Genomic DNA, 24,530 nt, shown 5'->3' on the forward strand with positions numbered 1-24,530 from the left:
TGCATTAAATCTGCATGACGATGGGCCGGGGCTTATTCCAGTGTTGCTGGTAATCGCTGCTAGGCTTTGATCTACCTCATAAGGAGAGCGCGCCATGTCTGATCATCACACCTACAAGAAAGTCGAACTGGTCGGTTCGTCCCCTAGCAGCATCGAAGACGCCATCAACAATGCGCTGGCCGAAGCCAGCAAAAGCATCAAGCACCTGGAGTGGTTCGAGGTCACGGAAACCCGTGGGCATATCAAGGATGGCAAGGCCGCGCATTTCCAGGTCACGCTCAAAGTCGGTTTCCGCATTGCCAACAGCTGAACCTGGGCTAGGCTGTTGAACTTGTGCGCTGGCCGATTGCCATAGGGAATGGCAAAGCGCTATATCTGCCTCGATGCCGAGCAGGCCGGGGCTTGACGCTTATTTTGATTCGACCAGGGAATGTGACCGATGAAAAAACAGGTAATGGCTTTAGTGTTGTTGAGTGTCGCGGGAACAGCCCTTGCTGCCGGCAAGCCATGCGAAGAGCTGAAAAGCGAAATCGCCGCGAAGATCGACGCCAAAGGCGCGTCGGGTTATTCGCTGGAAATTGTCGAAAAAGGCAGCGCGACTGACGGCAAAGTGGTCGGTACCTGCGAAGGCGGTACCAAGGAAATCGTCTACAAGCGTGGCTGAGCCCTTGTAGCAATGAACAAAGCCGACGCGCTGCGTCGGCTTTTTTGTGCCCGGCGTTTAGCCAGGCCAGTCGTGCACCTGTAGCCGTTGCCGCAGGCTGAGATCGCGACCTAAGGGCGCGCAAGGCCTCTGGATCACCCAGTCCCTTCGGCCCGATTGCAGACTCAACCCTTCATCACTTGCGCCAGCAATTCGTAGGAATGCAGGCGGTCGGCGTGCTCGTACAGGTCGCAGGTGAAGATCAGCTCGTCGGCGCCGGTCTGTTCGATCAGCACTTCGAGCTTGGCGCGGATCTTCGCCGGGCTGCCGATCATGGCCAGGCCGAGGAAGCTACCCACGGCCTCTTTTTCATGGGGCAGCCACAGGCCGTCCATGCTCTTCACCGGTTTGCGCTGCACCAGGCTCTGGCCGCGCATCAGCGCGAGGATCCGCTGGTACACCGAGGTCGCCAGATAGTCGGCCTGTTCGTCGGTATCGGCCGCCACCAGCGGCACGCCGAGCATCACGTAAGGCTTGTCGAGCACGGCCGAAGGCTTGAAGTGATGGCGGTACACGCGAATCGCCTCGTGCATGTAGCGCGGTGCGAAATGTGAGGCGAAGGCGTAAGGCAAGCCGCGCTCGCCGGCCAGTTGCGCACTGAACAGGCTCGAGCCCAGCAACCACACCGGCACCTGGGTACCTGTTCCTGGCACCGCGATCACCCGTTGTTCCGGGGTGCGTGGGCCGAGGTAGGCCATCAGTTCGGCCACGTCTTCAGGGAAGTCGTCGGCGCTGCCGGAACGTTCGCGGCGCAGGGCGCGGGCGGTCATCTGGTCCGACCCCGGCGCGCGGCCCAGGCCCAGGTCGATACGCCCCGGATACAGGCTTTCCAGGGTGCCGAACTGTTCGGCGATCACCAGCGGCGCATGGTTGGGCAGCATCACGCCGCCGGAGCCGACGCGAATGCTCGAGGTGCCGCCGGCCAGGTAGCCCAGCAGCACCGAGGTCGCGGAGCTGGCGATACCGTCCATGTTGTGGTGTTCGGCGACCCAGAAGCGGGTGTAGCCGAACTTCTCTACATGGCGGGCCAGGTCCAGGGAATTGCGCAGCGATTGCGCCGGGCTGCCGTCCTCGCGCACGGGGACCAGGTCGAGGGTGGAAAACTTAACGTCGGACAGTGGTTTCATAAGCCTGCTTCTCCAGTGGTGTGCAGGCCTTTGTCATGAGCCAAAACCTGCCGAATGCTGTAAGCCTGTTTCATGCAATGTGGGCATATACCCGAGTTTCAATAGCCAGGCTGAATTCGCTGTCCGGATAAACGGCGGATTCAGACAGGATGAACTTCGCCGGGCCTTCTATCCTCTAGAACCCTGAGTAGCAGAAAACCACAAGGGCGCGGCCTTTCGCGCCCGTTCTCGAGGAGACAGACATGAGCATCATCAAGAAAGCATCGGCTCACTGGGAAGGCGACCTGAAAACCGGCATTGGCTCGATTTCCACGGAAACCGGGGTACTGCGCGATGCACCTTACGGCTTCAAGGCGCGTTTCGAGGGCGGCAAGGGCACCAACCCGGAAGAACTGATCGGCGCCGCGCACGCGGGGTGTTTTTCCATGGCCTTCTCGATGATTCTCGGCGAGGCCGGGCTCAAGGCTGACAGTATCGACACTAATGCCGAAGTGACGCTGGACCAGGTCGATGGCGGTTTTGCGATCACCGCGGTGCACCTGATCCTCAAGGCGAAGATTCCCGGCGCCAGCCAGCAGCAGTTCGATGAGCTGAGCAAGAAGGCCAAGGAAGGTTGCCCGGTGTCCAAGGTGCTGAATGCCAGGATCAGCCTGGATGCGACGCTGCTCAGCTGACGGTGTTTTAACCTGCTCTATCGCTTCGCGAGCCAGCTCGCTCATGCCTTCGAACCCATAGGCGCGAACTGGCTCTCGATTGCACTCCTGCCGAAACTCCCGCACCCGATATGCGCGGCGTCAGAACTCGCTTCATGAAAATGTGGTCGAATGCACGACTGCAGGCTCAGCCCATGACCATGGGCGCTGCATCAAAGGGAGCTCCACATCATGAAACGTTTTGCCCTGGCAGTTGTTTGTTGCGCGCTGGCCACCTCGGCCCTGGCGGCTCCGAAGGATTGCGAAGAACTCAAGAAAGAGATTGAAATCAAGATCCAGGCCAACGCCGTGCCCTCCTACACCTTGGAGATTGTCAGCAAGGAGGAGGCCGAAAAGCACGACGTGGCCATGGTGGTCGGTACCTGTGAAAACGGCACCAAGGCAATCATCTATCAGCGCAACGACAGCTGATCGTTCAGATCACGCAGTTGACCCTATGGTCTTCGGCCAACAGCTCACGCTTGGCGTTGTACAGCCGGGCACTGGGAGTGAAACCCAGCGAGCGGGCTTCCAGCAGGTAACGCTGGCCGGCTTCGAAATGGTCGTAGCGCACGCTCAGGTAGCACAGGCGCTCGGCCGGATCGTTCATCATGCCGAGGCGCCCGCTGAACACCTCGAAATCGAAACGCACCATCAACTCATGACTGCCCGGGGTGACCTGGAAATAGCGGCCGTCGGTCAGGCGCTGGTTGTCCAGGCGCTCGGCCATCAGCAGCTTGCCGCCCGGCGTCGGGGTGGCGAAATCGACCCAGGCCTGTTGCGGGTCCACCGCCGGCAGGGGGCTGGAGCAGGCAACGAGGCCGGTCAGGGCAAGCAGCAGCAAGGGTTGGCGCATGAGGTCGGGCCGTCCGGGGAAAGGCCTCAAGCATAGCGCCGATCAGGTGCGCTGGCAGCCCGCCGGTTGGCCGGTACCCACCAGATTGCGCTGCTGGTCATAGAGCTTGGCCCAGGGCCGGAAGCCGATATTGCCGGTCTGCAACTGATAGCGCTGGCCGGCGTTGAAGTCCTTGTATTTCACATTCAGCTGGCAGTCGCGCCACAGCGGTTCGCTGTCCGGGCCGATGTTGGTGGGCTCCACGGCGAACTGGTAGCGCACCTTCAGCTCATGGTTGCCGGGCTGGACCTCGAAATATCGGCGGTCCACCCAGGCCTTTTCGTCGACCTCCAGCGCCTGCAGGGCGGTGTCCTGGTGGGTGTCGAGGTCGATCCAGGCTTGCGTCGGATCGGGGGCGGGCAATCCGGCACAGCCGCTCAAGGTCAAGAGTCCGGTGGTCAGCAGCAACACGCGCATAGCGAAACTCCAGGCAGGCGAGATAGTCTTGGGGGCAGACTCTCGAAGGATGATTCGATTTGATTAGGCCGCGTTCAAGCCATGGGTTACTTGATCATCTTTTGCGCTTTTTGTTTCCGGGCTTGCTGCTTTTGTCGCTCAACGGTTGTTCCAGCGTGGGTTACTACGGCCAGCTGGCCAGTGGCCAATGGCAGCTGTTGCAGGCCCGCACGCCGGTCGAGCAGGTCATCGCCGACCCGACTCGCGACCCGTTATTGCGCGCCCATCTGGCCCAGTCGCAGAAAGCCCGGCTTTTTGCCAGTCAGCACCTGCACCTGCCGGACAACCAGAGCTATCGCCTCTACGCCGACATCGGCCGGCCCTACGTGGTGTGGAATGTATTCAGCACCCCTGAGTTTTCCCTGAGCCCCAAGACCCACTGCTTCCCGATTGCCGGCTGCGTGGCCTATCGCGGCTACTACAGCCAGGGCGCGGCCCGGGGCGAGGCGGCCTTGCAGAAACAGCAGGGCATGGATGTGGCCATCGGTGGGGTGGAGGCCTACTCGACCCTGGGCTGGTTCAATGACCCGATCCTCAGTTCGATGCTGCATTGGGGCGACGAGCGCCTGGCGACCCTGATCTTCCATGAGCTGGCCCATCAGCGCTTTTATGTGAAGGACGACACCGAGTTCAACGAATCCTTCGCCACCTTCGTCGAGCAGGAAGGCACCCGGCAATGGCGCGCGGCCCGCGGCCTGGCGCCGGCCAGCGATGCCCTGGTGAAGCAGAAGGACCAGTTCATCCAGCTGATCCTCGATACCCGCCAGCGCCTGGAACGCCTGTATGCCCTGCCACTGCCAACCGAGCAGATGCGCCAGCGCAAGGCCGCCGAATTCGAACAGCTGCGCCGGGATTACCGGCAGCTGAAGGACAGCCAATGGCATGGCGACGCGCGCTACGACTTCTGGATCAACACCCCGCTGAACAATGCCAGGCTGCTGCCTTTTGGCCTGTACGACCAGTGGGTACCGGCATTCGCCGCCTTGTTCAAGCAGGTGAACGGGGATTGGCCGGCCTTTTACCTGGCCGTGGAGAAGCTCGGCGCGCTGCCGGCTGAAAAGCGCAAGGCGGCGTTGCAAGCCTTGATGGGCGGCGCCTGAAAGCAAGCCTTCGCGGGCAAGCCTCGCTCCTGTGGGAGGAGAAGCCCGCGATGGCCGGTGGCTCAGCGCTGCAGGAATGCCTGATGCAGCTCATCCAGGGTCTGGAAGTGGTAGGCCGGGGCCTCGGCGCTCAGTTCTTCGTGGCTGCCGAAGCCATAACCCACCGCCGCCGCATCCAGCCCGTTACGGCGGGCACCGATCAGGTCGTGTTTGCGGTCGCCGATCATCAGGGTGTCGCTCGGGTCCAGGCCTTCTTCGCTGATCAGATGGCGGATCAGCTCGACCTTGTCGGTGCGGGTGCCGTCCAGTTCGCTGCCGTAGATCACCTTGAAGTGCCGGGCGAAGTCGAAGTGCCGGGCGATCTCGCGGGCGAACAGCCATGGCTTGGACGTCGCGATGTACAGCTGGCGGCCCTGCCCACTGAGGGTTTCCAGCAGGGGCGTGACGCCGTCGAACACACGGTTCTCATACAGGCCGGTAACCTTGAAACGCTCACGGTAGAAATTCACCGCCTCCCAGGCCCTGGCTTCGTCGAAGCCGTAGAACTGCATGAATGCCTGCAGCAGCGGCGGACCGATGAAGTGTTCCAGCTTGCTCAGGTCGGGTTCGTCGATGCCCAGCTTGCCGAGGGCGAACTGGATCGAGCGGGTGATGCCTTCGCGCGGGTCGGTCAGGGTGCCATCGAGGTCGAACAGAACGGTTTGGTAATGCATGGGAATTCCTGGGCAGTGGGTCGGGGCTCAAGCCTGGTCGTAGCCTTCGGCCAGGTGCAGGTCCTTGAGCTTCACGTAGTTGGCGGCGCTGTAGGTGAAGAAGGCGCGTTCCTTGTCGGTCAGCGGGCGGGCCTGTTTCACCGGGCTGCCCACATAGAGGAAGCCGCTTTCCAGGCGTTTTCCAGGCGGTACCAGGCTGCCGGCGCCGACGATCACATCGTCTTCCACCACCGCGCCGTCCATGACGATGCTGCCCATGCCGATCAGCACCCGGCTGCCGACGCTGCAACCGTGCAGCATCACCTTGTGGGCGATGGTCACGTCGTCGCCGATCAGCAGCGGGAAGCCGTCCGGGTTGAAGGGGCCGGCGTGGGTGATGTGCAGCACGCTGCCGTCCTGCACGCTGGTGCGGGCGCCGATGCGGATGCGGTGCATGTCGCCGCGGATCACCGTGAGTGGCCAGACCGAACTGTCGGCACCGATTTCGACGTCGCCGATCACCACCGCCGAGCTGTCGACGAAGGCCTGCGGGCCAAGGATGGGCGTGTGGTGCTGATAGCTGCGAATGGCCAAGTTGGATACCTGCTCTGACATTTATTAATGGGGTCGATAGCTGCGGTGTGCGTCGATTGTAATTAAGATGGCCCAATGTTTCTTCCAGCCAAGGTGCCAACCGTGAGTGTGAACAACCCTCTTCTGCAGCCCTACGACCTGCCGCCGTTTTCGGCGATCCGCGCCGAGCACGTACAGCCGGCCATCGAACAGATCCTGGCTGACAACCGCGCCGCCATCGCTGAAATCCTCAAGAACCAGGGCGCGCAACCGACCTGGGCCGGCCTGGTTCTGGCCATGGACGAACTCAACGACCGCCTGGGCGCGGCCTGGAGTCCGGTCAGCCACCTCAACGCCGTGTGCAACAGCGCCGAACTACGCGAAGCCTATGAGTCCTGCTTGCCGGCCCTGAGCGCCTACGCCACCGAGCTGGGGCAGAACCGTGAGCTGTTCCAGGCCTTCGAAGCCCTGGCGAGCAGCCCGCAAGCCGCCGGTTTCGACGTGGCGCAGAAAACCATTCTGGAACATTCCCTGCGTGACTTCCGCCTGTCGGGTATCGACCTGCCGCCAGAGCAGCAGAAGCGTTACGCCGAAGTGCAGAGCAAGCTTTCCGAGCTGGGCAGCCGCTTCTCCAACCAGCTGCTCGACGCCACCCAGGCCTGGACCAAGCACGTCACCGACGAAGCGGCCCTGGCCGGCTTGACCGCGTCGGCCAAGGCGCAGATGGCTGCCGCGGCCCAGGCCAAGGACCTGCAAGGCTGGCTGATCACCCTGGAATTCCCCAGCTATTACGCGGTGATGACCTACGCCGAAGACCGCGCGTTGCGCGAAGAAGTCTACGCCGCCTACTGCACCCGCGCGTCGGACCAGGGCCCGAATGCCGGCCAGAACGACAACGGCCCGGTCATGCAGGAAATCCTCGACCTGCGCCAGGAACTGGCCCAACTGCTGGGTTACGCCAACTTCGCCGAGCTGAGCCTGGCTACCAAGATGGCCGAGTCCAGCGACCAGGTGCTGAGCTTCCTGCGGGACCTGGCCAAGCGCAGCAAACCGTTCGCTGCCCAGGACCTGCAACAGCTCAAGGCCTACGCCGCCGAACAGGGCTGCCCGGACCTGCAAAGCTGGGACAGCGGTTTCTACGGCGAGAAGCTGCGCGAGCAGCGCTACAGCGTGGCCCAGGAAACCCTGCGCGCCTACTTCCCGATCGACAAGGTGCTCGGCGGCCTGTTCGCCATCGTCCAGCGCCTGTACGGCATCGAGATCGCCGAACTGAAAGGCTTCGACAGCTGGCACCCGGACGTGCGCCTGTTCGAGATCAAGGAAAACGGCCAGCACGTGGGGCGTTTCTTCTTCGACCTGTATGCCCGCGCCAACAAGCGTGGCGGTGCCTGGATGGACGGCGCCCGCGACCGTCGCCGCACCGTTGACGGTGTACTGCAAAGCCCGGTGGCCAACCTGGTGTGCAACTTCACACCGGCCGACAGCGGCAAGCCTGCCCTGCTGACCCACGATGAAGTCACCACCCTGTTCCACGAATTCGGCCACGGCCTGCACCACCTGTTGACCCGCGTCGAGCATGCCGGTGTTTCCGGCATCAACGGTGTGGCCTGGGACGCGGTGGAGCTGCCGAGCCAGTTCATGGAGAACTGGTGCTGGGAGCCGGAAGGCCTGGCGCTGATCTCCGGTCACTATGAGACCGGCGAGCCGCTGCCCCAGGACCTGCTGGAAAAAATGCTCGCGGCGAAGAACTTCCAGTCCGGCCTGATGATGGTGCGCCAGCTGGAATTCTCGCTGTTCGACTTCGAACTGCATGCCACCCATGGTGACGGCCGTAGCGTGCTGCAGGTGCTCGAAGGCGTGCGCGATGAGGTCTCGGTGATGCGTCCGCCGGCCTACAACCGCTTCCCCAACAGCTTCGCGCACATCTTCGCCGGCGGTTACGCGGCGGGTTACTACAGCTACAAGTGGGCCGAAGTGCTGTCGGCCGATGCCTTCTCGAAGTTCGAGGAAGAAGGCGTGCTGAATGCCGAGACCGGTCGCGCGTTCCGCGAGGCGATCCTGGCCCGTGGCGGTTCCCAGGAGCCGATGGTGCTGTTCGTCGACTTCCGCGGACGCGCACCGTCGATTGACGCACTCTTGCGCCACAGCGGCCTCACCGAGGACGCAGCGGCATGAGCGAGGGGCCAGTGAAGACGAAAAAACGCTTTATCGCCGGGGCGGTCTGCCCGGCGTGCAGCGAGCAGGACAAGTTGATGATGTGGAGCGAAGACGACGTTCCCCATCGCGAGTGCGTGGCCTGCGGTTATTCCGACACCCTGAATGAACAGGGGCTGTCGGTGCCCAAGGAACTGGGCACGCGAGTCAACACCACGGCCCTGAAGGCGCCGGATGCCAAGGTCCAGTCGGTGCAGTTTTTCCCCAACCCCAAGTTGAAGAAAAAGACCGACGAGCCCAAGTAACTGCAAATCCCCTGTAGGAGCGCAGCTTGCGCGCGATAGCGGTGTATCAGATACACCGCGGTGCTTTGATCGCCAGCAAGCTTGGCTCCTATCGGGATGCGGTCAAAGCTCAATTCTGCAGCCCCACGCAGCCGGTCAATTCGCCGGCTTGCTGGCGCTCACCGTCTCGAACCAGCTTTTCACCGAACAGGTGGCGAACACGCTGGTGCTGCAATCGCCATTGGCCAGGGCGGTGCGCAACTTGTCGACATCGGCCTGCATCATGTAGCGAATGCCGTCCTTGAAGTGGGAACTGTCGCCAAACCCGCCTCCGGTCATTTCATTCAGCGCCTCCTCCTTGCTCCAGCCCTGGACCACCACCCGATACATCGCCGACATCAGCCCGGTGCGGTCCGAGCCGTGCTTGCAGTGCATCAGCACCGGGCCCTCGCTTTCGGCGTTCTGGATCGCGCGCAAGGCCGCCAGTACATCGGCGTCATCCACGTGATTGGTCCGGTAAGGCAATTGCACCTGCTTGATTGCCGGGGCCTGCAGCCAGCTGGCGTCGGACTCCGGCAGAAAGTTGATTACCGTGCCCACCTTGAGCTTTTCCAGCAAAGGCACGGCGCCGCCGTCCGGCAAGGCGCTGCGGTAGAGCGTCGGCGACATCTGGTACAGGTTGTAGTGGGTTTCCACCGGCTGGGCCCACTGGGCCGGGCGGGTCGCGCCGGTTTCGGCGGCCTGGGCCTGGGGCCAGGCAAGCAGCGTCAGCAGGGACAGGCAGAGGGCGGGAAGGTTACGAAAGTTGTGCATGCAGAAGGCCATGACCGGAAATGGGGGGTAGATGGAGCCTAGCTTCCATCCGGGCCGGTCAACGCCCTGTGAGGTGCTCGTCAAAGAAACGTGAAGCCGCTGCGATAGAGGTTTTTTCTCGGCAATCGCGACTTTTTTCCCACGCAAACGATTTATTCGAATGCTTAGCCTGCTACCATTTGTAACCAAAGTTTGCTGAACTGTGTTTCCCCGGCGCTCCCAATCGCCGCCAGAACGACAAGCCACGCCATGACGCGGCTGCCCAATCCGTGAATGCCTAGTGTGAGGTGCACCCCCCATGTCTGATCACGATCAAGACAACCCGCGGCGTGAGTTTCTGCGCAAATCCCTGACCTTGATCCCGGTGGTCACGGTCGCCAGTACCGGTCTTGGCAGCTCGATGCTGATGGCCGCCCCCGAAGCGCCCAAGCCGGTGGAGCCGGCCCGAACCCCGGTCAGCACCGAGGCTTACCAGCCGACCTATTTCACCGCCGAAGAGTGGGCCTTTGTCCAGGCCGCGGTAGAGCGCCTGATCCCGGCCGACGAACAAGGCCCTGGCGCCCTGGAAGCCGGCGTGCCGGAATACATCGACCGGCAGATGAATACCCCTTACGCCGCCGGCGCCCTGTGGTACATGCAAGGCCCGTTCAACGCCGACGCCGCACCGGAGATGGGCTGGCAGAGCAAGCTGGTACCCAAGGAGATCTATCGCCTGGGCATTGCCGCGACGGATGCATGGTCGAAAGCCTTCAACGGTAAAACATTTGCCGCGCAAGACAGCGCTACCCGAGACGATTTGCTCAAGCAACTCGAAGCGGGGAAACCCCCATTCGACAGCGTTCCGCCGAAGATTTTCTTCAACCTTTTGCTGCAAAACACCAAGGAAGGGTTCTTCTGTGACCCGATCCACGGGGGCAATAAAGGCATGGTCGGCTGGACCTTGATCGGCTTCCCCGGCGCGCGCGCCGATTTCATGGACTGGGTGGAACGCAACGAGCAATACCCTTTCCCGGCAGTGTCGATTCGCGGCGAGAGGGCTTGAGCATGGCAACGGTAATGAAGAAGGTCGACGCGGTGATCGTCGGGTTTGGCTGGACCGGCGCGATCATGGCCAAGGAGCTGACCGAGGCCGGGCTCAACGTGCTGGCGCTGGAGCGCGGGCCGATGCAGGACACCTACCCGGACGGCAATTACCCGCAGGTGATCGACGAACTCACCTACAGCGTGCGCAAGAAGCTCTTCCAGGACATCTCCCGGGAGACGGTGACCATTCGCCACAGCGTCAACGACGTGGCCCTGCCGAACCGCCAGCTGGGCGCGTTTCTGCCGGGCAACGGCGTCGGCGGTGCCGGCCTGCACTGGTCCGGCGTGCATTTTCGCGCCGATCCGATCGAGCTGCGCATGCGCAGCCACTATGAAGAACGCTACGGCAAGCACTTCATCCCCAAGGACATGACCATCCAGGACTTCGGCGTCACCTACGAAGAGCTGGAGCCGTTCTTCGACTACGCGGAAAAAGTCTTCGGTACCTCGGGTCAGGCCTGGACCGTGAAAGGCCAGCTGGTCGGTGAAGGCAAGGGTGGCAACCCTTACGCGCCGGACCGTTCGGAGCATTTCCCGCTGGAGTCGCAGAAGAACACCTACTCCGCCCAGCTGTTCCAGAAAGCCGCCGGCGAAGTCGGCTACAAGCCCTACAACCTACCGTCGGCCAACACTTCCGGGCCGTACACCAACCCCTATGGCGCGCAAATGGGGCCGTGCAATTTCTGCGGGTTCTGCAGCGGCTACGTCTGCTACATGTACTCCAAGGCTTCGCCGAACGTGAATATTCTGCCGGCCCTCAAGCCGCTGCCGAATTTCGAGCTGCGCCCCAACTCCCACGTGCTCAAGGTCAACCTCGACAGCACCAAGACCCGCGCGACCGGCGTCACTTACGTCGACGGCCAGGGCCGGGAGATCGAGCAGCCGGCGGACCTGGTGATCCTCGGTGCCTTCCAGTTCCATAACGTGCGCCTGATGCTGCTGTCCGGCATCGGCAAGCCCTACGACCCGATCACTGGCGAAGGCGTGGTGGGCAAGAACTTCGCCTACCAGAACATGGCCACCATCAAGGCCTACTTCGACAAGGACGTGCACACCAACAACTTCATCGGTGCCGGCGGCAATGGCGTGGCGGTGGACGACTTCAACGCCGACAACTTCGACCACGGCCCCCACGGCTTCGTCGGTGGCTCGCCGTTCTGGGTCAACCAGGCCGGCAGCCGGCCGATCGCCGGCACCTCCAACCCGCCGGGCACCCCGGCCTGGGGCAGCGCCTGGAAGAAGGCCACCGCCGACTATTACACCCACCAGGTGTCGATGGACGCCCACGGTGCCCACCAGTCCTATCGTGGCAACTACCTCGATCTTGACCCGGTGTACCGCGACGCCTACGGCCTGCCGCTGCTGCGCATGACCTTCGACTGGCAGGAAAACGACATCAAGATGAACCGCTTCATGGTCGAGAAGATGGGCAAGATCGCCGAGGCGATGAACCCCAAGGCCATCGCGGTGCTGGGCAAGAAGGTCGGCGAGCATTTCAACACCGCGTCCTACCAGACCACCCACCTCAACGGTGGCGCGATCATGGGCACCGATCCGAAAACCAGTGCCCTGAACCGTTACCTGCAGAGCTGGGACGTGCACAACGTGTTCGTCCCGGGCGCTTCGGCCTTCCCCCAGGGCCTGGGCTACAACCCGACCGGCCTGGTGGCCGCGTTGACCTACTGGTCGGCCCGCGCGATCCGCGAGCGGTACCTGAAGAACCCCGGCCCGCTGGTCCAGGCATAAGGAGCGATGACCATGAAAACCCTCGTTATCGCGACCCTGGCGCTGCTCGGCAGCGCTTCCCTCTGCGCCGCCGAAACCGATCGGCAAGCCTTGATCAAACAGGGCGAATACCTGGCCCGCGCCGGTGACTGCGTGGCTTGCCACACCGCCAAGGACGGCAAGCCGTTCGCCGGCGGCCTGCCGATGGAAACCCCGATCGGCACGATCTACTCCACCAACATCACCCCGGACAAGACCGGCATCAGCGAGTACAGCTTCGACGACTTCGACAAGGCCGTGCGCCATGGCGTGGCCAAGAGCGGCAGCAGCCTGTACCCGGCCATGCCCTACCCGTCCTATGCGCGGGTCAGCGACGCCGACATGCAGGCGCTGTATGCCTACTTCATGCAAGGCGTGGCGCCGGTGGTCCAGGAGAACCGCGACAGCGACATCCCCTGGCCGCTGAGCATGCGCTGGCCGCTGGCCGGCTGGCGCTGGATGTTCGCGCCAAGCGTGGCGGGCGCGCAAGGCAGTGGCCAGGCGCAGGCTGCGCAAGACCCGGTGGTCAGCCGCGGTGCTTATCTGGTGGAAGGCCTCGGCCACTGTGGCGCCTGCCACACGCCGCGCGCCCTGACCATGCAGGAGAAAGCCCTGAGCGCCAGCGAAGGCAGCGACTTCCTGGCTGGCAGCGCGCCGCTGGAAGGCTGGATTGCCAAGAGCCTGCGCGGTGACCACAAGGACGGCCTCGGCAGCTGGAGCGAAGAGCAGTTGGTGCAGTTCCTCAAGACCGGTCGCAGCGACCGCGGCGCGGTGTTCGGCGGCATGAGCGACGTGGTGGTGCACAGCATGCAGTACATGTCCGCGGACGACCTGACGGCCATCGCCCGTTACCTCAAGTCGCTGCCGGCGGTGGACGCCAACGACCAGCCGCACCAGTACGACAAGGCGGTGGCCGAGGCGTTGTGGAAAGGTGACGACAGCAAGCCGGGGGCGGCGGTGTATATCGACAACTGCGCGGCGTGCCACCGTACCGACGGCCATGGCTATACCCGGGTGTTCCCGGCGCTGGCGGGCAACCCGGTGCTGCAAAGCGCCGATGCCACGTCGTTGATCCACATCGTGCTCAAGGGCGGTACCTTGCCGGCGACCCATACCGCGCCATCGACCTTCACCATGCCGGCCTTCGCCTGGCGCCTGTCGGACCAGGAGGTGGCCGATGTGGTCAACTTCATCCGCACCAGTTGGGGCAACCAGGGTTCCGAGGTGAAGGCCGCGGATGTGGCGGGACTGCGCAAGGGTGACCTGCAAAGCACCTCGAACGACGACCTGGGGCAGGTGACGAAGCACAGCGGCGGCTGATCGACCGCGATCAGCGCCAACGGCGTGCTCCGCCCGACGGCGCTTTGCAACAGCTCAAACCTCCATTACTGTATATAGATACAGTAATGGAGCGCCTCCCCATGTCCAGCCCCCTGCCCCCACGCGGCCGTGGCACCGCGACCAACCCGCACAACCGTTTTGCGCCGCAGCGCTCGGTGGCCTTCGACGACGGCTGGTACCAGGAAGCCCCGCTGACCCAGGGCACGGAGGTGCGCCTTGAGACGGCGAAATCCATCATCACCCGCAACAGCTCGCCGGACCTGCCCTTCGACCGCTCCATCAACCCCTATCGCGGTTGCGAGCACGGCTGCATCTATTGTTATGCGCGGCCCAGCCACGCCTATTGGGACCTGTCGCCGGGGCTGGACTTCGAGACCAAGCTGATCGCCAAGACCAATGCCGCGGCGATGCTCGAACAACAGCTGTCCAAGCCCGGCTACCAGTGCGCGCCGATCAACCTGGGTTCTAACACCGACCCCTACCAGCCCATCGAACGCGAGCACCAGCTGACCCGGCGGACCCTGGAGGTGCTGCTGCGCTACCGGCATCCGGTGACCATCGTCACCAAGGGCTCGCTGATCCTGCGCGACCTCGACCTGTTGGTCGAACTGGCCGAGCAGCGGCTGGTGGCGGTGATGATCAGCCTGACCACCCTGGACGACGAGCTCAAGCGCATCCTCGAACCCCGGGCGGCGGCGCCCAAGGCGCGGTTGCGGGCGATCCGGGTGATGCGCGAGGCGGGAATTCCCGTGGGCGTGCTGTGCTCGCCGATGATTCCGATGATCAACGACAGCGAGCTGGAAAGCCTGCTCGCCGAGGCCCATGCCGCGGGCGCGCAAAGCGCCGCCTACATGATGCTGCGCCTGCCCCTGGAAGTGGCGCCGCTGTTCGAGGAATGGCTCAACGCCCACTATCCGCAGCGGGCGGCCCATGTCCTGAGCCTGATCCGCCAGTGTCGCGGCGGCGAGCTGTACGACAGCCGTTTTGGTGCACGGATGCGCGGCGAAGGCCCCTTCGCGGCCCTGCTGGCGCAGCGTTTCGCCAAGGCCAGCAAACGCCTGGGGCTCGATCGGCGCGAAGGCTACAACCTCGATTGCACGGCGTTCTGTCCGCCGGGTGGGCAGATGTCGTTGCTCTAGGACGTATTGGCCTATGGTGGAGTAGAGCCGGTGCACCGTCGTCTATACGCTGGTCACCTTTTTGCATCGCCAATAGTGGCGTTTTAGAGCGGCCGGTTCAGTTTGAGTTAAGTTTGGAAGGCTACCTTGTTCACCAAGTGACCGATGGGTCGCTGTCAGCGGGCTGGTTGTTTTTTAATCAATCGCTGGCGTCGTGCCGGATAAAACTGGAAAATTCACCTAATCCGTCAAAAGAGGATGAATCATGAGTGACAAGGATAAACAGCCGTTGGCTGCGTCGGCTTCAGCGTCCCCGGAGGTCGCCGAAAGCGCCGATGCAGCGCTGCAGATAATCGTTGACGGCTTTTTGCATTTTCATCACGAGGTCTTCCCACAGCAGGAAGAACTGTTCAAGAAACTCGCCACGGCCCAGCGGCCGCGGGCGATGTTCATTGCCTGCGCGGATTCGCGCATCGTCCCCGAACTGATTACCCAGAGCGCCCCGGGCGACCTGTTCGTGACCCGCAACGTCGGTAACGTGGTACCGCCATACGGGCAGATGAACGGCGGTGTGTCCACGGCCATCGAATACGCGGTCATGGCCCTGGGTGTGCACCACATCATCGTTTGCGGCCATTCCGACTGCGGCGCCATGCGCGCGGTGCTCAACCCGCAGAGCCTGGAAAAGATGCCGACGGTCAAAGCCTGGCTGCGCCACGCCGAAGTCGCCAAGACCATGGTCCAGGAGAACTGCGACTGCGCCGACGAGAACGCCAGCATGCATGTGCTGACCGAAGAGAATGTCATCGCCCAGTTGCAGCATTTGCGCACCCACCCTTCGGTGGCTTCGCGCATGGCCAACGGCCAGTTGTTCATCCATGGCTGGGTGTACAACATCGAAACCAGCGAAATCAAAGCCTACGACGCGGATCAAGGGTGTTTCCTGCCGTTGGACGGACGCCATCCGATCCCGGTTGCGACGCCTAAAGCGCGCTTCTAAATCCTCCTAAATCCCAGTGGGGTTCAGCCATGACTGCCGTCCGCGCGGTCAGGCTTTGCCACGCCTGAAGAAAGCTTCGGGAGAATCATCATGCGTGCAGCACAATTGAAAGCTGTTTTGCCACGGGAGCTGCTCGCTTCCGTGGTGGTGTTTCTGGTGGCCCTGCCCTTGTGCATGGGTATCGCCATCGCTTCCGGCATGCCGCCGGCCAAGGGGTTGATCACCGGAATCATCGGTGGCCTGGTGGTGGGCTGGCTGGCCGGCTCGCCCTTGCAGGTCAGCGGTCCGGCCGCAGGGTTGGCGGTCCTGGTGTTCGAGCTGGTACGCCAGCACGGTATCGCCATGCTCGGGCCGATCCTGCTACTGGCGGGTTTCCTGCAACTGGTGGCCGGGCGCCTGCGCCTGGGTTGCTGGTTTCGGGTCACGGCGCCGGCGGTGGTCTACGGCATGCTTGCCGGGATCGGGGTGTTGATCGTGCTCTCCCAGGTGCACGTGATGCTCGACGCCCAGCCCCAGGCGTCCGGCCTGGATAACCTCGCGGGCTTCCCCGAGGCGGTGGCCCAGGCCTTGCCCAGCCTGGGCGGCGGCTTTGGCTGGCAGGCCGGGCTGCTGGGCCTGTCGACCATGGCGGTGATGTTCCTGTGGGAAAAACTGCGCCCGCATTCGCTGCGCTTCATCCCCGGCGCCCTGCTGGGCGTCGGCCTGGCGACCTTTGCCAGCCTGGCCCTGGCGCTGCAGGTCAAGCGGGTCGAGGTGCCGGAAAACCTTGCCGAGGCGATCGACTGGCTGCGGCCGGCCGACCTGCTCAACCTGGCGGACCCGACGCTGCTGATCGCGGCCTTTGCCGTGGCCTTTATCGCCAGCGCCGAAACCCTGCTGTCCGCGGCCGCGGTGGATCGCATGCACAGCGGTACGCGCTCGGATTTCGACCGTGAACTGTCGGCGCAAGGGATCGGCAACATGCTCTGCGGGTTGCTCGGCGCCCTGCCGATGACCGGGGTGATCGTGCGCAGCTCGGCCAACGTCCAGGCGGGCGCGACCACGCGGCTGTCGGCGATCTTCCACGGTTTGTGGCTGCTGGCGTTCGTGCTGTTGCTGTCCAGCGTGCTGCAAAGCATTCCGGTGGCCAGCCTGGCGGGTGTGCTGGTGTACACCGGATTCAAGCTGGTGGACCTCAAGTCGTTCCGCAAGCTGGGTCGTTATGGGCCGATGCCGATGCTGATCTACGGCGTGACCGCGCTGGCGATTGTCTTCACCGACCTGCTGACCGGTGTGCTGATCGGTTTCGGCCTGACCCTGGTGAAGCTGGCCTGGGGCGCTTCGCGGCTGAAGATCAGCCTGGTGGACCTGCCCGCCGAAGGCGAAATGGAACTGCGCCTGGTGGGCGCCGCGACCTTCCTCAAGGTGCCGGCCCTGACCCAGGCGCTGGGCAGCATCCCGCCGGGCACCACGGTGCATGTGCCGCTCAATAACCTGGGCTACATCGACCATGCCTGCCTGGAGCTGCTCGAGGAGTGGGGACGAGCCAATGCGGCCAAGGGCTCGAAGCTGGTGATCGAGTCGCGCGGGTTGAAGCGCCGGCTGGAGGGGCGCTTGCACACCAATGTGGGCGTGAGCCCGGCCTCGAAGCTGGGGGCCCAAAGGCCTGAGCCGGGCGTAAGTCTGTAGCCCTGTAGCCGCTGCCGAAGGCTGCGATAAGGTCCGAAGGGCCTTCAGCGCCAGTGATATCGCCGAGACCGTGCCGGTCGATCGCAGCCTGCGGCAGCGGCTAGAGGGCCGCTACCTGCAATCATCAGGCAGCCGGCTGGTCGAGTTCCAGCTCCACGCCCAGTTGGCGCGACAGGCACGGCCAGCGTTTCCAGGCGGCATCGGTGTCGGGGCTGTTGAGCTTTTCCCGGTAGGCCTCGACCGACTCCAGGGCGAAGCTCTCTTCGTCGAGCATCGCGTCGACCGCATGGTGCACCGCTTCGTCCAGCTGGTTGGCGAAGGTTTCGCCGATCAACTGGTGGGCGATCAGGTTGGCCACCGTGGTGTCCAGGGGAATCAGCGGCTGGCCGAAATGCGTGATGTACAGGTCGTTGACCTCCTCCACCAGGCGATGGGCCAGATAGGCTTCGTCCAGCAGGCTGTCCAGGCCTTCGTGGCCGGCCATGATGGCGGGCGGCTGGAGGAAGAACTGCTCGGCGATCTTCAGCACCGGCTTGATCTGCGACTCGATACCGGCTTCGCGCGCGACTTCGTTGGCGGCGTCCAGCAGGTCGGGAACCTGATCGATATAAGCAGCGACAAAACGGGTCATCACCCCCTGGGCGTCCACTTCGGGGAGCTGGATGGCGGGGTGCAGGTGTGGCAATTGGGTTTCCAGCTGACGGCGCAATTGCCCGGTGCTGGACTCATGTTGATGGGCTCGTTGGATCTGCTCGCGCAATGCGGCGGTGTTCATGAATACTCCAGGAAACAAGGGCAATTAATTAGGGAAGACATAAGTTAGCCTGCTCACGAAATCGCTTAAGACGTATTTTTCATAATTATTTCATGGTTAGTCGTCTGGGTTATATCGCTTCGCCATCATTGATCCCCTATCCCTTTCCAACCGTGGCCTATAAGGCAGCGGCAAACTGTTTCAGTGGATTTACGGCACCGCATTGCGAGGTCGAAGTCGCTGTCTATACTCGGGTCTGAATGAAGTTAGCTGATGACGCCCGACTGCATGCGCAGCGAAGGCTCGGCGGTTTAAGTTCGTAGTCTAGGCAGCCGCTCCCTTGGCCGCAGGTGTAAGCCGGCGGGATAACAAGAACGATAAGGGGAACCCGCAATGATGCGACATCCACAAGTCTGGATGGGCCTCCTGTTGTGGTCGGTATTCAGCCAGGCGCATGGCGCCTGGACCGTGAATATGGCGCCTGGAGCGACTGATATAAGTCACGCGGTATTCGACCTGCACATGACCATCTTCTGGATCTGTGTGGTGATCGGCGTCATTGTCTTTGGCGCCATGTTCTGGTCGATGATCCTGCACCGCCGCTCCACCGGCCAGGTGGCCGCCAAGTTTCACGAAAGCACGACGGTGGAAATCCTCTGGACCGTGGTGCCGCTGCTGATCCTGGTGGCCATGGCCGTTCCCGCCACCGCGACCCTGATCAAGATGTACGACGCCAGCGAACCGGATGTGGACATCCAGATCACCGGTTATCAGTGGAAGTGGCACTACAAATACCTGGGCCAGGACGTCGAGTTCTTCAGCAACCTGACCACTCCCGCCGAACAGATTCATAACCAGAGCGCCAAGGGCGAGCACTATCTGCTGGAAGTCGATCAGCCACTGGTGCTGCCGATCGGCGCCAAGGTGCGTTTTCTGGTGACCTCCGCCGACGTCATCCATTCCTGGTGGGTTCCGGCCTTCGCGGTCAAGCGCGATGCGATCCCCGGTTTCGTCAACGAAGCTTGGACCCGGGTCGACAAGCCCGGCCTGTATCGCGGCCAGTGCGCCGAGCTGTGCGGCAAGGACCACGGTTTCATGCCGATCGTGGTCGACGTGAAGACCCAGGCCGACTACGACACCTGGCTGGGCGAACGCAAGGCCGAAGCCCTCAAGCTCAAGGAACTGACCAGCAAGGAATGGACCCTCGAAGAGCTGGTGGCCCGTGGCGACAAGGTCTACCACACCACCTGCGTGGCCTGTCACCAGGCCGAAGGCCAGGGCCTGCCGCCGATGTTCCCGGCGCTCAAGGGCTCGAAGATCGCCACCGGGCCGGTGGCGGATCACTTGAACATCGTCTTCCACGGCAAGCCCGGCACCGCCATGGCGGCGTTCGGCAAGCAGTTGTCGGAAGTCGATCTGGCAGCGGTGATCACCTACGAACGTAACGCCTGGGGCAACAACAAAGGCGACATGGTGACGCCCAAGGATGTCCTGGCTCTGAAACAGGCGCAAAGCAAATGACCCGGTCCATTGCGTGTTCCCGCAGCCGCTCGGGGCGTGTCGCCCTCGATCGTCCAGCCCAACCGTTTACAGGAGACAGGCCATGAACGCTGTGAGCGATGAGCACGGTCATGCAATCGTTGGCGATCATGACCACACCCACGGCCCCGCCAAGGGCCTGATGCGCTGGGTGCTGACCACCAACCACAAGGACATCGGCACCCTGTACCTGTGGTTCGCCTTCTCCATGTTCCTGCTCGGCGGCTCGTTCGCCATGGTGATCCGCGCCGAGCTGTTCCAGCCCGGCCTGCAGATCGTGCAGCCGGAATTCTTCAACCAGATGACCACCATGCATGGCCTGGTGATGGTCTTCGGCGCGGTGATGCCGGCCTTTGTCGGCCTGGCCAACTGGATGATCCCGCTGATGGTCGGCGCGCCGGACATGGCTCTGCCACGGATGAACAACTTCAGTTTCTGGTTGCTGCCGGCGGCGTTCCTGCTGCTGGTCTCGACCCTGTTCATGCCCGGTGGCGGACCCAACTTCGGCTGGACCTTCTACGCCCCGCTGTCCACCACCTACGCGCCGGAAAGCGTGACCTTCTTCATCTTCGCCATCCACCTGATGGGCATCAGCTCGATCATGGGCGCGATCAACGTGATCGCCACCATCCTCAACCTGCGTGCTCCCGGCATGACCCTGATGAAGATGCCACTGTTCGTCTGGACCTGGCTGATCACCGCGTTCCTGCTGATCGCGGTGATGCCGGTGCTGGCCGGCTGCGTGACCATGATGCTGATGGACATCCACTTCGGCACCAGCTTCTTCAGCGCCGCCGGCGGCGGTGATCCGGTGCTGTTCCAGCATGTGTTCTGGTTCTTCGGTCACCCCGAGGTGTACATCATGATCCTGCCGGCCTTCGGCGCCGTCAGCGCGATCATCCCGGCCTTCTCGCGCAAGCCGCTGTTCGGCTACACCTCGATGGTCTACGCCACGGCGAGTATCGCCTTCCTGTCGTTCATCGTCTGGGCGCACCACATGTTCGTGGTCGGCATTCCGCTGGTGGGCGAGCTGTTCTTCATGTACGCCACGATGCTTATCGCGGTGCCGACCGGGGTCAAGGTCTTCAACTGGGTCAGCACCATGTGGCAGGGCTCGCTGACCTTCGAGACGCCGATGCTGTTCGCCGTGGCCTTCGTGATCCTGTTCACCATCGGCGGCTTCTCCGGGCTGATGCTGGCCATCGCCCCGGCGGACTTCCAGTACCAGGACACCTATTTCGTGGTTGCGCACTTCCACTATGTGCTGGTGCCGGGCGCGATCTTCGGCATCTTCGCCTCGGCCTATTACTGGCTGCCGAAGTGGACCGGGCACATGTACGACGAAACCCTGGGCAAGCTGCACTTCTGGCTGTCCTTCATCGGTATGAACATGGCGTTCTTCCCGATGCACTTCGTCGGCCTGGCGGGGATGCCGCGGCGGATCCCGGACTACAACCTGCAGTTCGCCGATTTCAACATGGTGTCGTCCATCGGCGCGTTCACCTTCGGCGCGACGCAGATCTTCTTCCTGTTCATCGTCATCAAGTGCATCCGTGGCGGCCAACCCGCACCGGCCAAGCCCTGGGACGGTGCCGAAGGGCTGGAGTGGAGCGTGCCGTCGCCGGCGCCGTACCACACCTTCACCACGCCGCCGGAAGTGAAATGAACAGCCTGGTGCGATGCCCGCTCGCCTCTGAAACAGCAGGAGGTCGCTGATGGCCGAGGTTTCGATGAAGAAGCTGGTCACCCGCCTGTTGCTGGTGGTGGCGGCGATGTTCGTCTTCGGTTTTGCCCTGGTGCCGATCTACGACGTGATGTGCAAGGCGCTGGGCATCAACGGCAAGACCGGCGGGCAGTATTCCGGCGAGCAGCAAGTGGATGTCTCGCGCCAGGTGCGCGTGCAGTTCCTGTCGACCAACGCGATCGACATGGTCTGGGACTTCTATCCCAAGGCCGACGACATCGTGGTTCATCCCGGCGCAGTGAACGAGATGATCTTCATTGCCCGCAACCCCAGCGACCGGCCGATGAGCGCCCAGGCGATCCCGAGCATTTCGCCGAGCAGCGCCGCGATGTATTTCCACAAGACCGAATGCTTCTGTTTCACCCAGCAAGTGCTGCAACCCGGTCAGCAGATCGAGATGCCGGTACGTTTCATCGTTGACCGCGACATGCCCAAGGATGTGAAGCACCTGACGCTGGCTTACACGCTGTTCGATATCACCGCGCGTCATCCACCGGTGGCCGTGAGCACCAACACCGGCGGTTAAGACGGTGCCCGATAAGGAGAACAATAAATGGCAACTCATGAGCATTATTACGTTCCCGCCCAGAGCAAGTGGCCGATCATCGCCACGGTGGGCATGTTCGTTACGGTGTTCGGCCTGGCCACCTGGTTCAACGACCTCAAGGCCGCGCGCCCGGAATCCCATGGCCCGCTGATTTTCTTCGTCGGGAGCCTGCTGCTGGCCTACATGCTGTTCGGCTGGTTCGGCGCGGTGATCAAGGAAAGTCGCGCCGGCCTGTACAGCGCCCAGCTGGATCGCTCGTTCCGCTGGGGCATGAGCTGGTTCATCTTTTCCGAAGTGATGTTCTTCATCGCCTTCTTCGGCGCGCTGTTCTACGTGCGCCATATCGCTGGCCCGGCCCTGGGCGGCGAAGGCAGCAAGGGCATCGCGCACATGCTCTGGCCGAACTTCGAGTTCGTCTGGCCATTGCTCGAAAACCCCGATTCCAAGCTGTTCCCGCCGCCCAAGGAAGTCATCAGCCCCTGGGGCCTGCCGCTGCTCAACACCGTGCTGCTGGTGAGTTCCAGCGTCACCGTGACCATCGCCCACCACGCCCTGAAGAACGGCCACCGCGGCGCGCTGAAAATCTGGCTGGCGATCACCGTGCTGCTGGGCTGTGCGTTTCTCGGCTTCCAGGCCGAGGAATACCTGCACGCCTACCACGAGCTGGGGCTGACCCTGGGTTCGGGCATCTACGGCGCCACGTTCTTCATGCTCACCGGCTTTCACGGCGCCCACGTGACCATCGGCACGCTGATTTTGTTCGTGATGCTGATGCGCATCATGAAGGGGCACTTCGACGCCGAGCATCAGTTCGGTTTCGAGGCGGCCAGTTGGTATTGGCACTTCGTCGATGTGGTGTGGATCGGCTTGTTTGTCTTCGTCTACGTGCTCTGAGCGCGGCGTTACCAGGGCGCGTGCGACACCAGCTGGCCGCTGAAGAAACCCCAGGCGATCAAGCCGACGGTGAGCGCGGCCAGGCACACACGAACGGTCAGCGACCTGAGCAGGCGATGGGAGCTGCTGTCGTCCTTGACCAGAAAGAACAGGCCGCTGAACAGGCTGATGAGCGTGGCGATCAGCAACAGGACGATGGCCGCTTTAAGCATGGTGGGCTCCGGGAGAAACGCGATGCGCTTGAGTATAGCCAGTCGATCTCGCCACTTTCGGGCGCTGCCATGAACGGTTTTCGTCCGGGCGTGCTGCCGACCCTGGTGGTGTTGGCGTTGCTGCCGGTGCTGGTGACGCTCGGGTTCTGGCAACTGGGGCGGGGCGAACAGAAGCGCGAGCTGCTGGCCAGCTACGCCGAACGGCGGGTGGCCGAGCCTTTGACCGTGGATGAACTGCAGGCTGCCAGCGATCCGGCTTTCCGTCGGGTGCAATTGCATGGCCGCTTCGATGCGGCCCACAGCCTGTTGCTGGATAACCGCATGCATGAAGGCAAGGTCGGGGTCGAGCTGCTGCAACCCTTTCTCGACCAGGCCAGCGGCCAATGGCTGCTGCTCAACCGTGGCTGGCTGCCCTGGCCGGACCGGCGCACGCCACCCGCATTCAACACCCCGGAACAGTCGTTGAGCCTCGATGCCTGGGTCTATGTCGCCTCCGGCGCGACCTTTCAACTGCACGCCGACCCACTGAATGCCCAGTGGCCGCGGCTGGTGACGACGATCGATCCGGCCAGGCTCTGGAGCGAACTGGGACGCAGCGGTTTTGCCTACGAGCTGCGCCAGGAGGCTGGCCCGGGCGCCTACATGACCGAATGGCCGGTGGTGGCCATGGGGCCGGAAAAACACCTGGGCTACGCCGTGCAGTGGTTCGCCATGGCGCTGGCCCTGTGCGCTTTGTACCTCTATCTCGGATGGCATAACGCAAGGGAGAAACACCATGGGAGCGGCCATGAATCCACCCAACATTTCTGAGGCCCAGGCGCCGCATAACCGGCGTCGCGGACGCTGGCAGCTGCTGCTGATCGTGGCCATGGTGATCGGTCCGATGATCCTCGCCACCGGCATGTACAAGTTGCAGTTCTGGGTGCCGGAAAGCCGCAGCTACCACGGCGAGTTGATCGGCAACGGCCAGAGCCGCGCCGACATCGGGGTCCAGGCCGACGAGACGCGCTGGCAGATCCTGGTCACCGCGCCCAGGGACTGCGCCGTGGATTGCCAGCAACTGGTGTACCTGGCGCGGCAGATCCAGATCTCCCTCGGCCGCGACGCCTCCCGGGCCAGCCACGCCCTGGCCGCCGCCCAGCCGCTGGACGCCGACTACCAGGCCAAGCTGCAACGCGAATACCCGCAACTACAACGCTATCCACTGGACCTGCCGACCTTCACCAAGGGCGCCAGCGACCAGGGCGCACCGCTGCTGTGGATCGTCGACCCGCACGGCAACCTGGTCCTGCGCTACGACGCCCGGGTCAAGGGCAAGGACCTGCTCAACGACCTGCGTCATCTGCTGAAACTGTCGAACATCGGATAAGGGCATCG

27 protein-coding genes are annotated in these 24,530 nt (G+C 63.0%); 19 read left to right on the forward strand and 8 right to left on the reverse strand.

Going from position 1 to position 24,530, the window contains the following annotated elements:
• Positions 1-94 precede the first annotated feature (94 nt).
• Together CXQ81_RS02415 and CXQ81_RS02420 are read left to right on the forward strand one after the other, a co-directional pair.
• Positions 95-310, forward strand: a complete 216-nt coding sequence (locus tag CXQ81_RS02415) for a dodecin (protein WP_007926178.1) — start codon at positions 95-97, stop codon at positions 308-310.
• 129 nt (positions 311-439) lie between these two features.
• Positions 440-664 (forward strand): DUF1161 domain-containing protein, encoded by a 225-nt coding sequence (locus tag CXQ81_RS02420; protein WP_053263232.1) that lies wholly within the window; start codon positions 440-442, stop codon positions 662-664.
• Positions 665-828: 164 nt separating this feature from the next.
• Here the strand turns inward: CXQ81_RS02420 and CXQ81_RS02425 are convergent, their stop codons facing one another.
• The gene (locus CXQ81_RS02425) at positions 829-1,830 is read right to left on the reverse strand and encodes an LLM class flavin-dependent oxidoreductase (protein WP_101336384.1); all 1,002 of its coding nucleotides are present in this window, start codon (positions 1,828-1,830) and stop codon (positions 829-831) included.
• A 242-nt stretch (positions 1,831-2,072) separates the two neighbouring features.
• Between CXQ81_RS02425 and CXQ81_RS02430 the strand changes: the two genes are divergently transcribed.
• Both CXQ81_RS02430 and CXQ81_RS02435 read left to right on the forward strand, forming a co-directional pair.
• A complete protein-coding gene (locus tag CXQ81_RS02430) occupies positions 2,073-2,504 on the forward strand; it encodes an OsmC family protein (protein ID WP_007926175.1) in 432 nt (143 codons plus the stop codon).
• A gap of 210 nt (positions 2,505-2,714) precedes the next feature.
• Positions 2,715-2,954 carry a DUF1161 domain-containing protein gene (locus tag CXQ81_RS02435; RefSeq protein ID WP_009041501.1) on the forward strand — a complete coding sequence of 80 codons (240 nt, stop codon included), beginning with the start codon at positions 2,715-2,717 and terminating at the stop codon, positions 2,952-2,954.
• A 4-nt stretch (positions 2,955-2,958) separates the two neighbouring features.
• Here the strand turns inward: CXQ81_RS02435 and CXQ81_RS02440 are convergent, their stop codons facing one another.
• Complete coding sequence (locus CXQ81_RS02440) at positions 2,959-3,378, reverse strand: hypothetical protein (RefSeq protein WP_007926173.1); 420 nt, start codon at positions 3,376-3,378, stop codon at positions 2,959-2,961.
• 42 nt (positions 3,379-3,420) lie between these two features.
• Positions 3,421-3,834 carry a hypothetical protein gene (locus tag CXQ81_RS02445; protein WP_007926170.1) on the reverse strand — a complete coding sequence of 138 codons (414 nt, stop codon included), beginning with the start codon at positions 3,832-3,834 and terminating at the stop codon, positions 3,421-3,423.
• A 59-nt stretch (positions 3,835-3,893) separates the two neighbouring features.
• On the opposite strand from CXQ81_RS02445, the gene CXQ81_RS02450 reads away from it, so the two are divergent.
• On the forward strand, positions 3,894-4,973 hold the full coding sequence (locus tag CXQ81_RS02450; protein ID WP_101336385.1) for an aminopeptidase: 1,080 nt from the start codon (positions 3,894-3,896) through the stop codon (positions 4,971-4,973).
• 62 nt (positions 4,974-5,035) lie between these two features.
• Here the strand turns inward: CXQ81_RS02450 and CXQ81_RS02455 are convergent, their stop codons facing one another.
• On the reverse strand, positions 5,036-5,686 hold the full coding sequence (locus tag CXQ81_RS02455) for an HAD family hydrolase (RefSeq protein ID WP_101336386.1): 651 nt from the start codon (positions 5,684-5,686) through the stop codon (positions 5,036-5,038).
• A gap of 27 nt (positions 5,687-5,713) precedes the next feature.
• Complete coding sequence (locus CXQ81_RS02460; protein WP_101336387.1) at positions 5,714-6,259, reverse strand: gamma carbonic anhydrase family protein; 546 nt, start codon at positions 6,257-6,259, stop codon at positions 5,714-5,716.
• A gap of 75 nt (positions 6,260-6,334) precedes the next feature.
• On the opposite strand from CXQ81_RS02460, the gene prlC reads away from it, so the two are divergent.
• Both prlC and CXQ81_RS02470 read left to right on the forward strand, forming a co-directional pair.
• Positions 6,335-8,413, forward strand: a complete 2,079-nt coding sequence (prlC, locus tag CXQ81_RS02465) for an oligopeptidase A (protein ID WP_178081041.1) — start codon at positions 6,335-6,337, stop codon at positions 8,411-8,413.
• Positions 8,410-8,697, forward strand: a complete 288-nt coding sequence (locus tag CXQ81_RS02470; RefSeq protein ID WP_007926162.1) for a YheV family putative zinc ribbon protein — start codon at positions 8,410-8,412, stop codon at positions 8,695-8,697. The genes prlC and CXQ81_RS02470 overlap by 4 nt, the downstream gene beginning before the upstream one ends.
• Before the next feature lie 135 nt (positions 8,698-8,832).
• On the opposite strand, the gene CXQ81_RS02475 is transcribed toward CXQ81_RS02470, so the two are convergent.
• A complete protein-coding gene (locus CXQ81_RS02475) occupies positions 8,833-9,489 on the reverse strand; it encodes a tyrosine-protein phosphatase (protein WP_101339370.1) in 657 nt (218 codons plus the stop codon).
• Positions 9,490-9,787: 298 nt separating this feature from the next.
• Here CXQ81_RS02475 and CXQ81_RS02480 point away from each other — a divergent pair, with 298 nt between their 5' ends.
• From CXQ81_RS02480 to CXQ81_RS02505, 6 genes are all read left to right on the forward strand, one after another.
• Entirely contained in the window at positions 9,788-10,531 is a 744-nt protein-coding gene (locus tag CXQ81_RS02480; RefSeq protein WP_009041509.1) for a gluconate 2-dehydrogenase subunit 3 family protein, read from the forward strand.
• Positions 10,532-10,533: 2 nt separating this feature from the next.
• On the forward strand, positions 10,534-12,318 hold the full coding sequence (locus tag CXQ81_RS02485) for a GMC family oxidoreductase (protein WP_101336388.1): 1,785 nt from the start codon (positions 10,534-10,536) through the stop codon (positions 12,316-12,318).
• A 12-nt stretch (positions 12,319-12,330) separates the two neighbouring features.
• Positions 12,331-13,656, forward strand: a complete 1,326-nt coding sequence (locus CXQ81_RS02490) for a cytochrome c (RefSeq protein ID WP_101336389.1) — start codon at positions 12,331-12,333, stop codon at positions 13,654-13,656.
• 101 nt (positions 13,657-13,757) lie between these two features.
• Positions 13,758-14,816 (forward strand): PA0069 family radical SAM protein, encoded by a 1,059-nt coding sequence (locus CXQ81_RS02495; protein WP_101336390.1) that lies wholly within the window; start codon positions 13,758-13,760, stop codon positions 14,814-14,816.
• Positions 14,817-15,060: 244 nt separating this feature from the next.
• On the forward strand, positions 15,061-15,795 hold the full coding sequence (locus tag CXQ81_RS02500; RefSeq protein WP_007924326.1) for a carbonic anhydrase: 735 nt from the start codon (positions 15,061-15,063) through the stop codon (positions 15,793-15,795).
• 90 nt (positions 15,796-15,885) lie between these two features.
• Positions 15,886-17,463: a SulP family inorganic anion transporter gene (locus CXQ81_RS02505; RefSeq protein WP_101336391.1), complete on the forward strand. Its 1,578-nt coding sequence runs from the start codon at positions 15,886-15,888 to the stop codon at positions 17,461-17,463.
• Positions 17,464-17,587: 124 nt separating this feature from the next.
• Here the strand turns inward: CXQ81_RS02505 and CXQ81_RS02510 are convergent, their stop codons facing one another.
• Entirely contained in the window at positions 17,588-18,238 is a 651-nt protein-coding gene (locus CXQ81_RS02510) for a hypothetical protein (protein WP_101336392.1), read from the reverse strand.
• A 372-nt stretch (positions 18,239-18,610) separates the two neighbouring features.
• On the opposite strand from CXQ81_RS02510, the gene coxB reads away from it, so the two are divergent.
• The 4 genes from coxB (at position 18,611) to CXQ81_RS02530 (ending at position 22,941) form a co-directional block, all read left to right on the forward strand.
• A complete protein-coding gene (coxB, locus tag CXQ81_RS02515) occupies positions 18,611-19,738 on the forward strand; it encodes a cytochrome c oxidase subunit II (RefSeq protein WP_053263243.1) in 1,128 nt (375 codons plus the stop codon).
• A gap of 82 nt (positions 19,739-19,820) precedes the next feature.
• Positions 19,821-21,422 (forward strand): cytochrome c oxidase subunit I, encoded by a 1,602-nt coding sequence (ctaD, locus tag CXQ81_RS02520; RefSeq protein WP_007924322.1) that lies wholly within the window; start codon positions 19,821-19,823, stop codon positions 21,420-21,422.
• Between the two features lie 49 nt (positions 21,423-21,471).
• The gene (locus CXQ81_RS02525) at positions 21,472-22,026 is read left to right on the forward strand and encodes a cytochrome c oxidase assembly protein (RefSeq protein WP_007924321.1); all 555 of its coding nucleotides are present in this window, start codon (positions 21,472-21,474) and stop codon (positions 22,024-22,026) included.
• A 27-nt stretch (positions 22,027-22,053) separates the two neighbouring features.
• Positions 22,054-22,941, forward strand: a complete 888-nt coding sequence (locus CXQ81_RS02530) for a cytochrome c oxidase subunit 3 (protein ID WP_007924319.1) — start codon at positions 22,054-22,056, stop codon at positions 22,939-22,941.
• A gap of 8 nt (positions 22,942-22,949) precedes the next feature.
• Here the strand turns inward: CXQ81_RS02530 and CXQ81_RS02535 are convergent, their stop codons facing one another.
• Positions 22,950-23,153: a twin transmembrane helix small protein gene (locus CXQ81_RS02535; RefSeq protein ID WP_007924318.1), complete on the reverse strand. Its 204-nt coding sequence runs from the start codon at positions 23,151-23,153 to the stop codon at positions 22,950-22,952.
• 69 nt (positions 23,154-23,222) lie between these two features.
• On the opposite strand from CXQ81_RS02535, the gene CXQ81_RS02540 reads away from it, so the two are divergent.
• Positions 23,223-23,963: an SURF1 family protein gene (locus CXQ81_RS02540; protein ID WP_007924317.1), complete on the forward strand. Its 741-nt coding sequence runs from the start codon at positions 23,223-23,225 to the stop codon at positions 23,961-23,963.
• Positions 23,929-24,522 (forward strand): hypothetical protein, encoded by a 594-nt coding sequence (locus CXQ81_RS02545; protein ID WP_053263248.1) that lies wholly within the window; start codon positions 23,929-23,931, stop codon positions 24,520-24,522. Before CXQ81_RS02540 ends, CXQ81_RS02545 begins: the two co-directional genes overlap by 35 nt.
• The last annotated feature ends 8 nt before the right edge of the window (positions 24,523-24,530 follow it).

The sequence above is a fragment of the Pseudomonas sp. 09C 129 genome (assembly GCF_002843625.1).
Classification (GTDB): Bacteria; Pseudomonadota; Gammaproteobacteria; order Pseudomonadales; family Pseudomonadaceae; genus Aquipseudomonas; species Aquipseudomonas chlororaphis.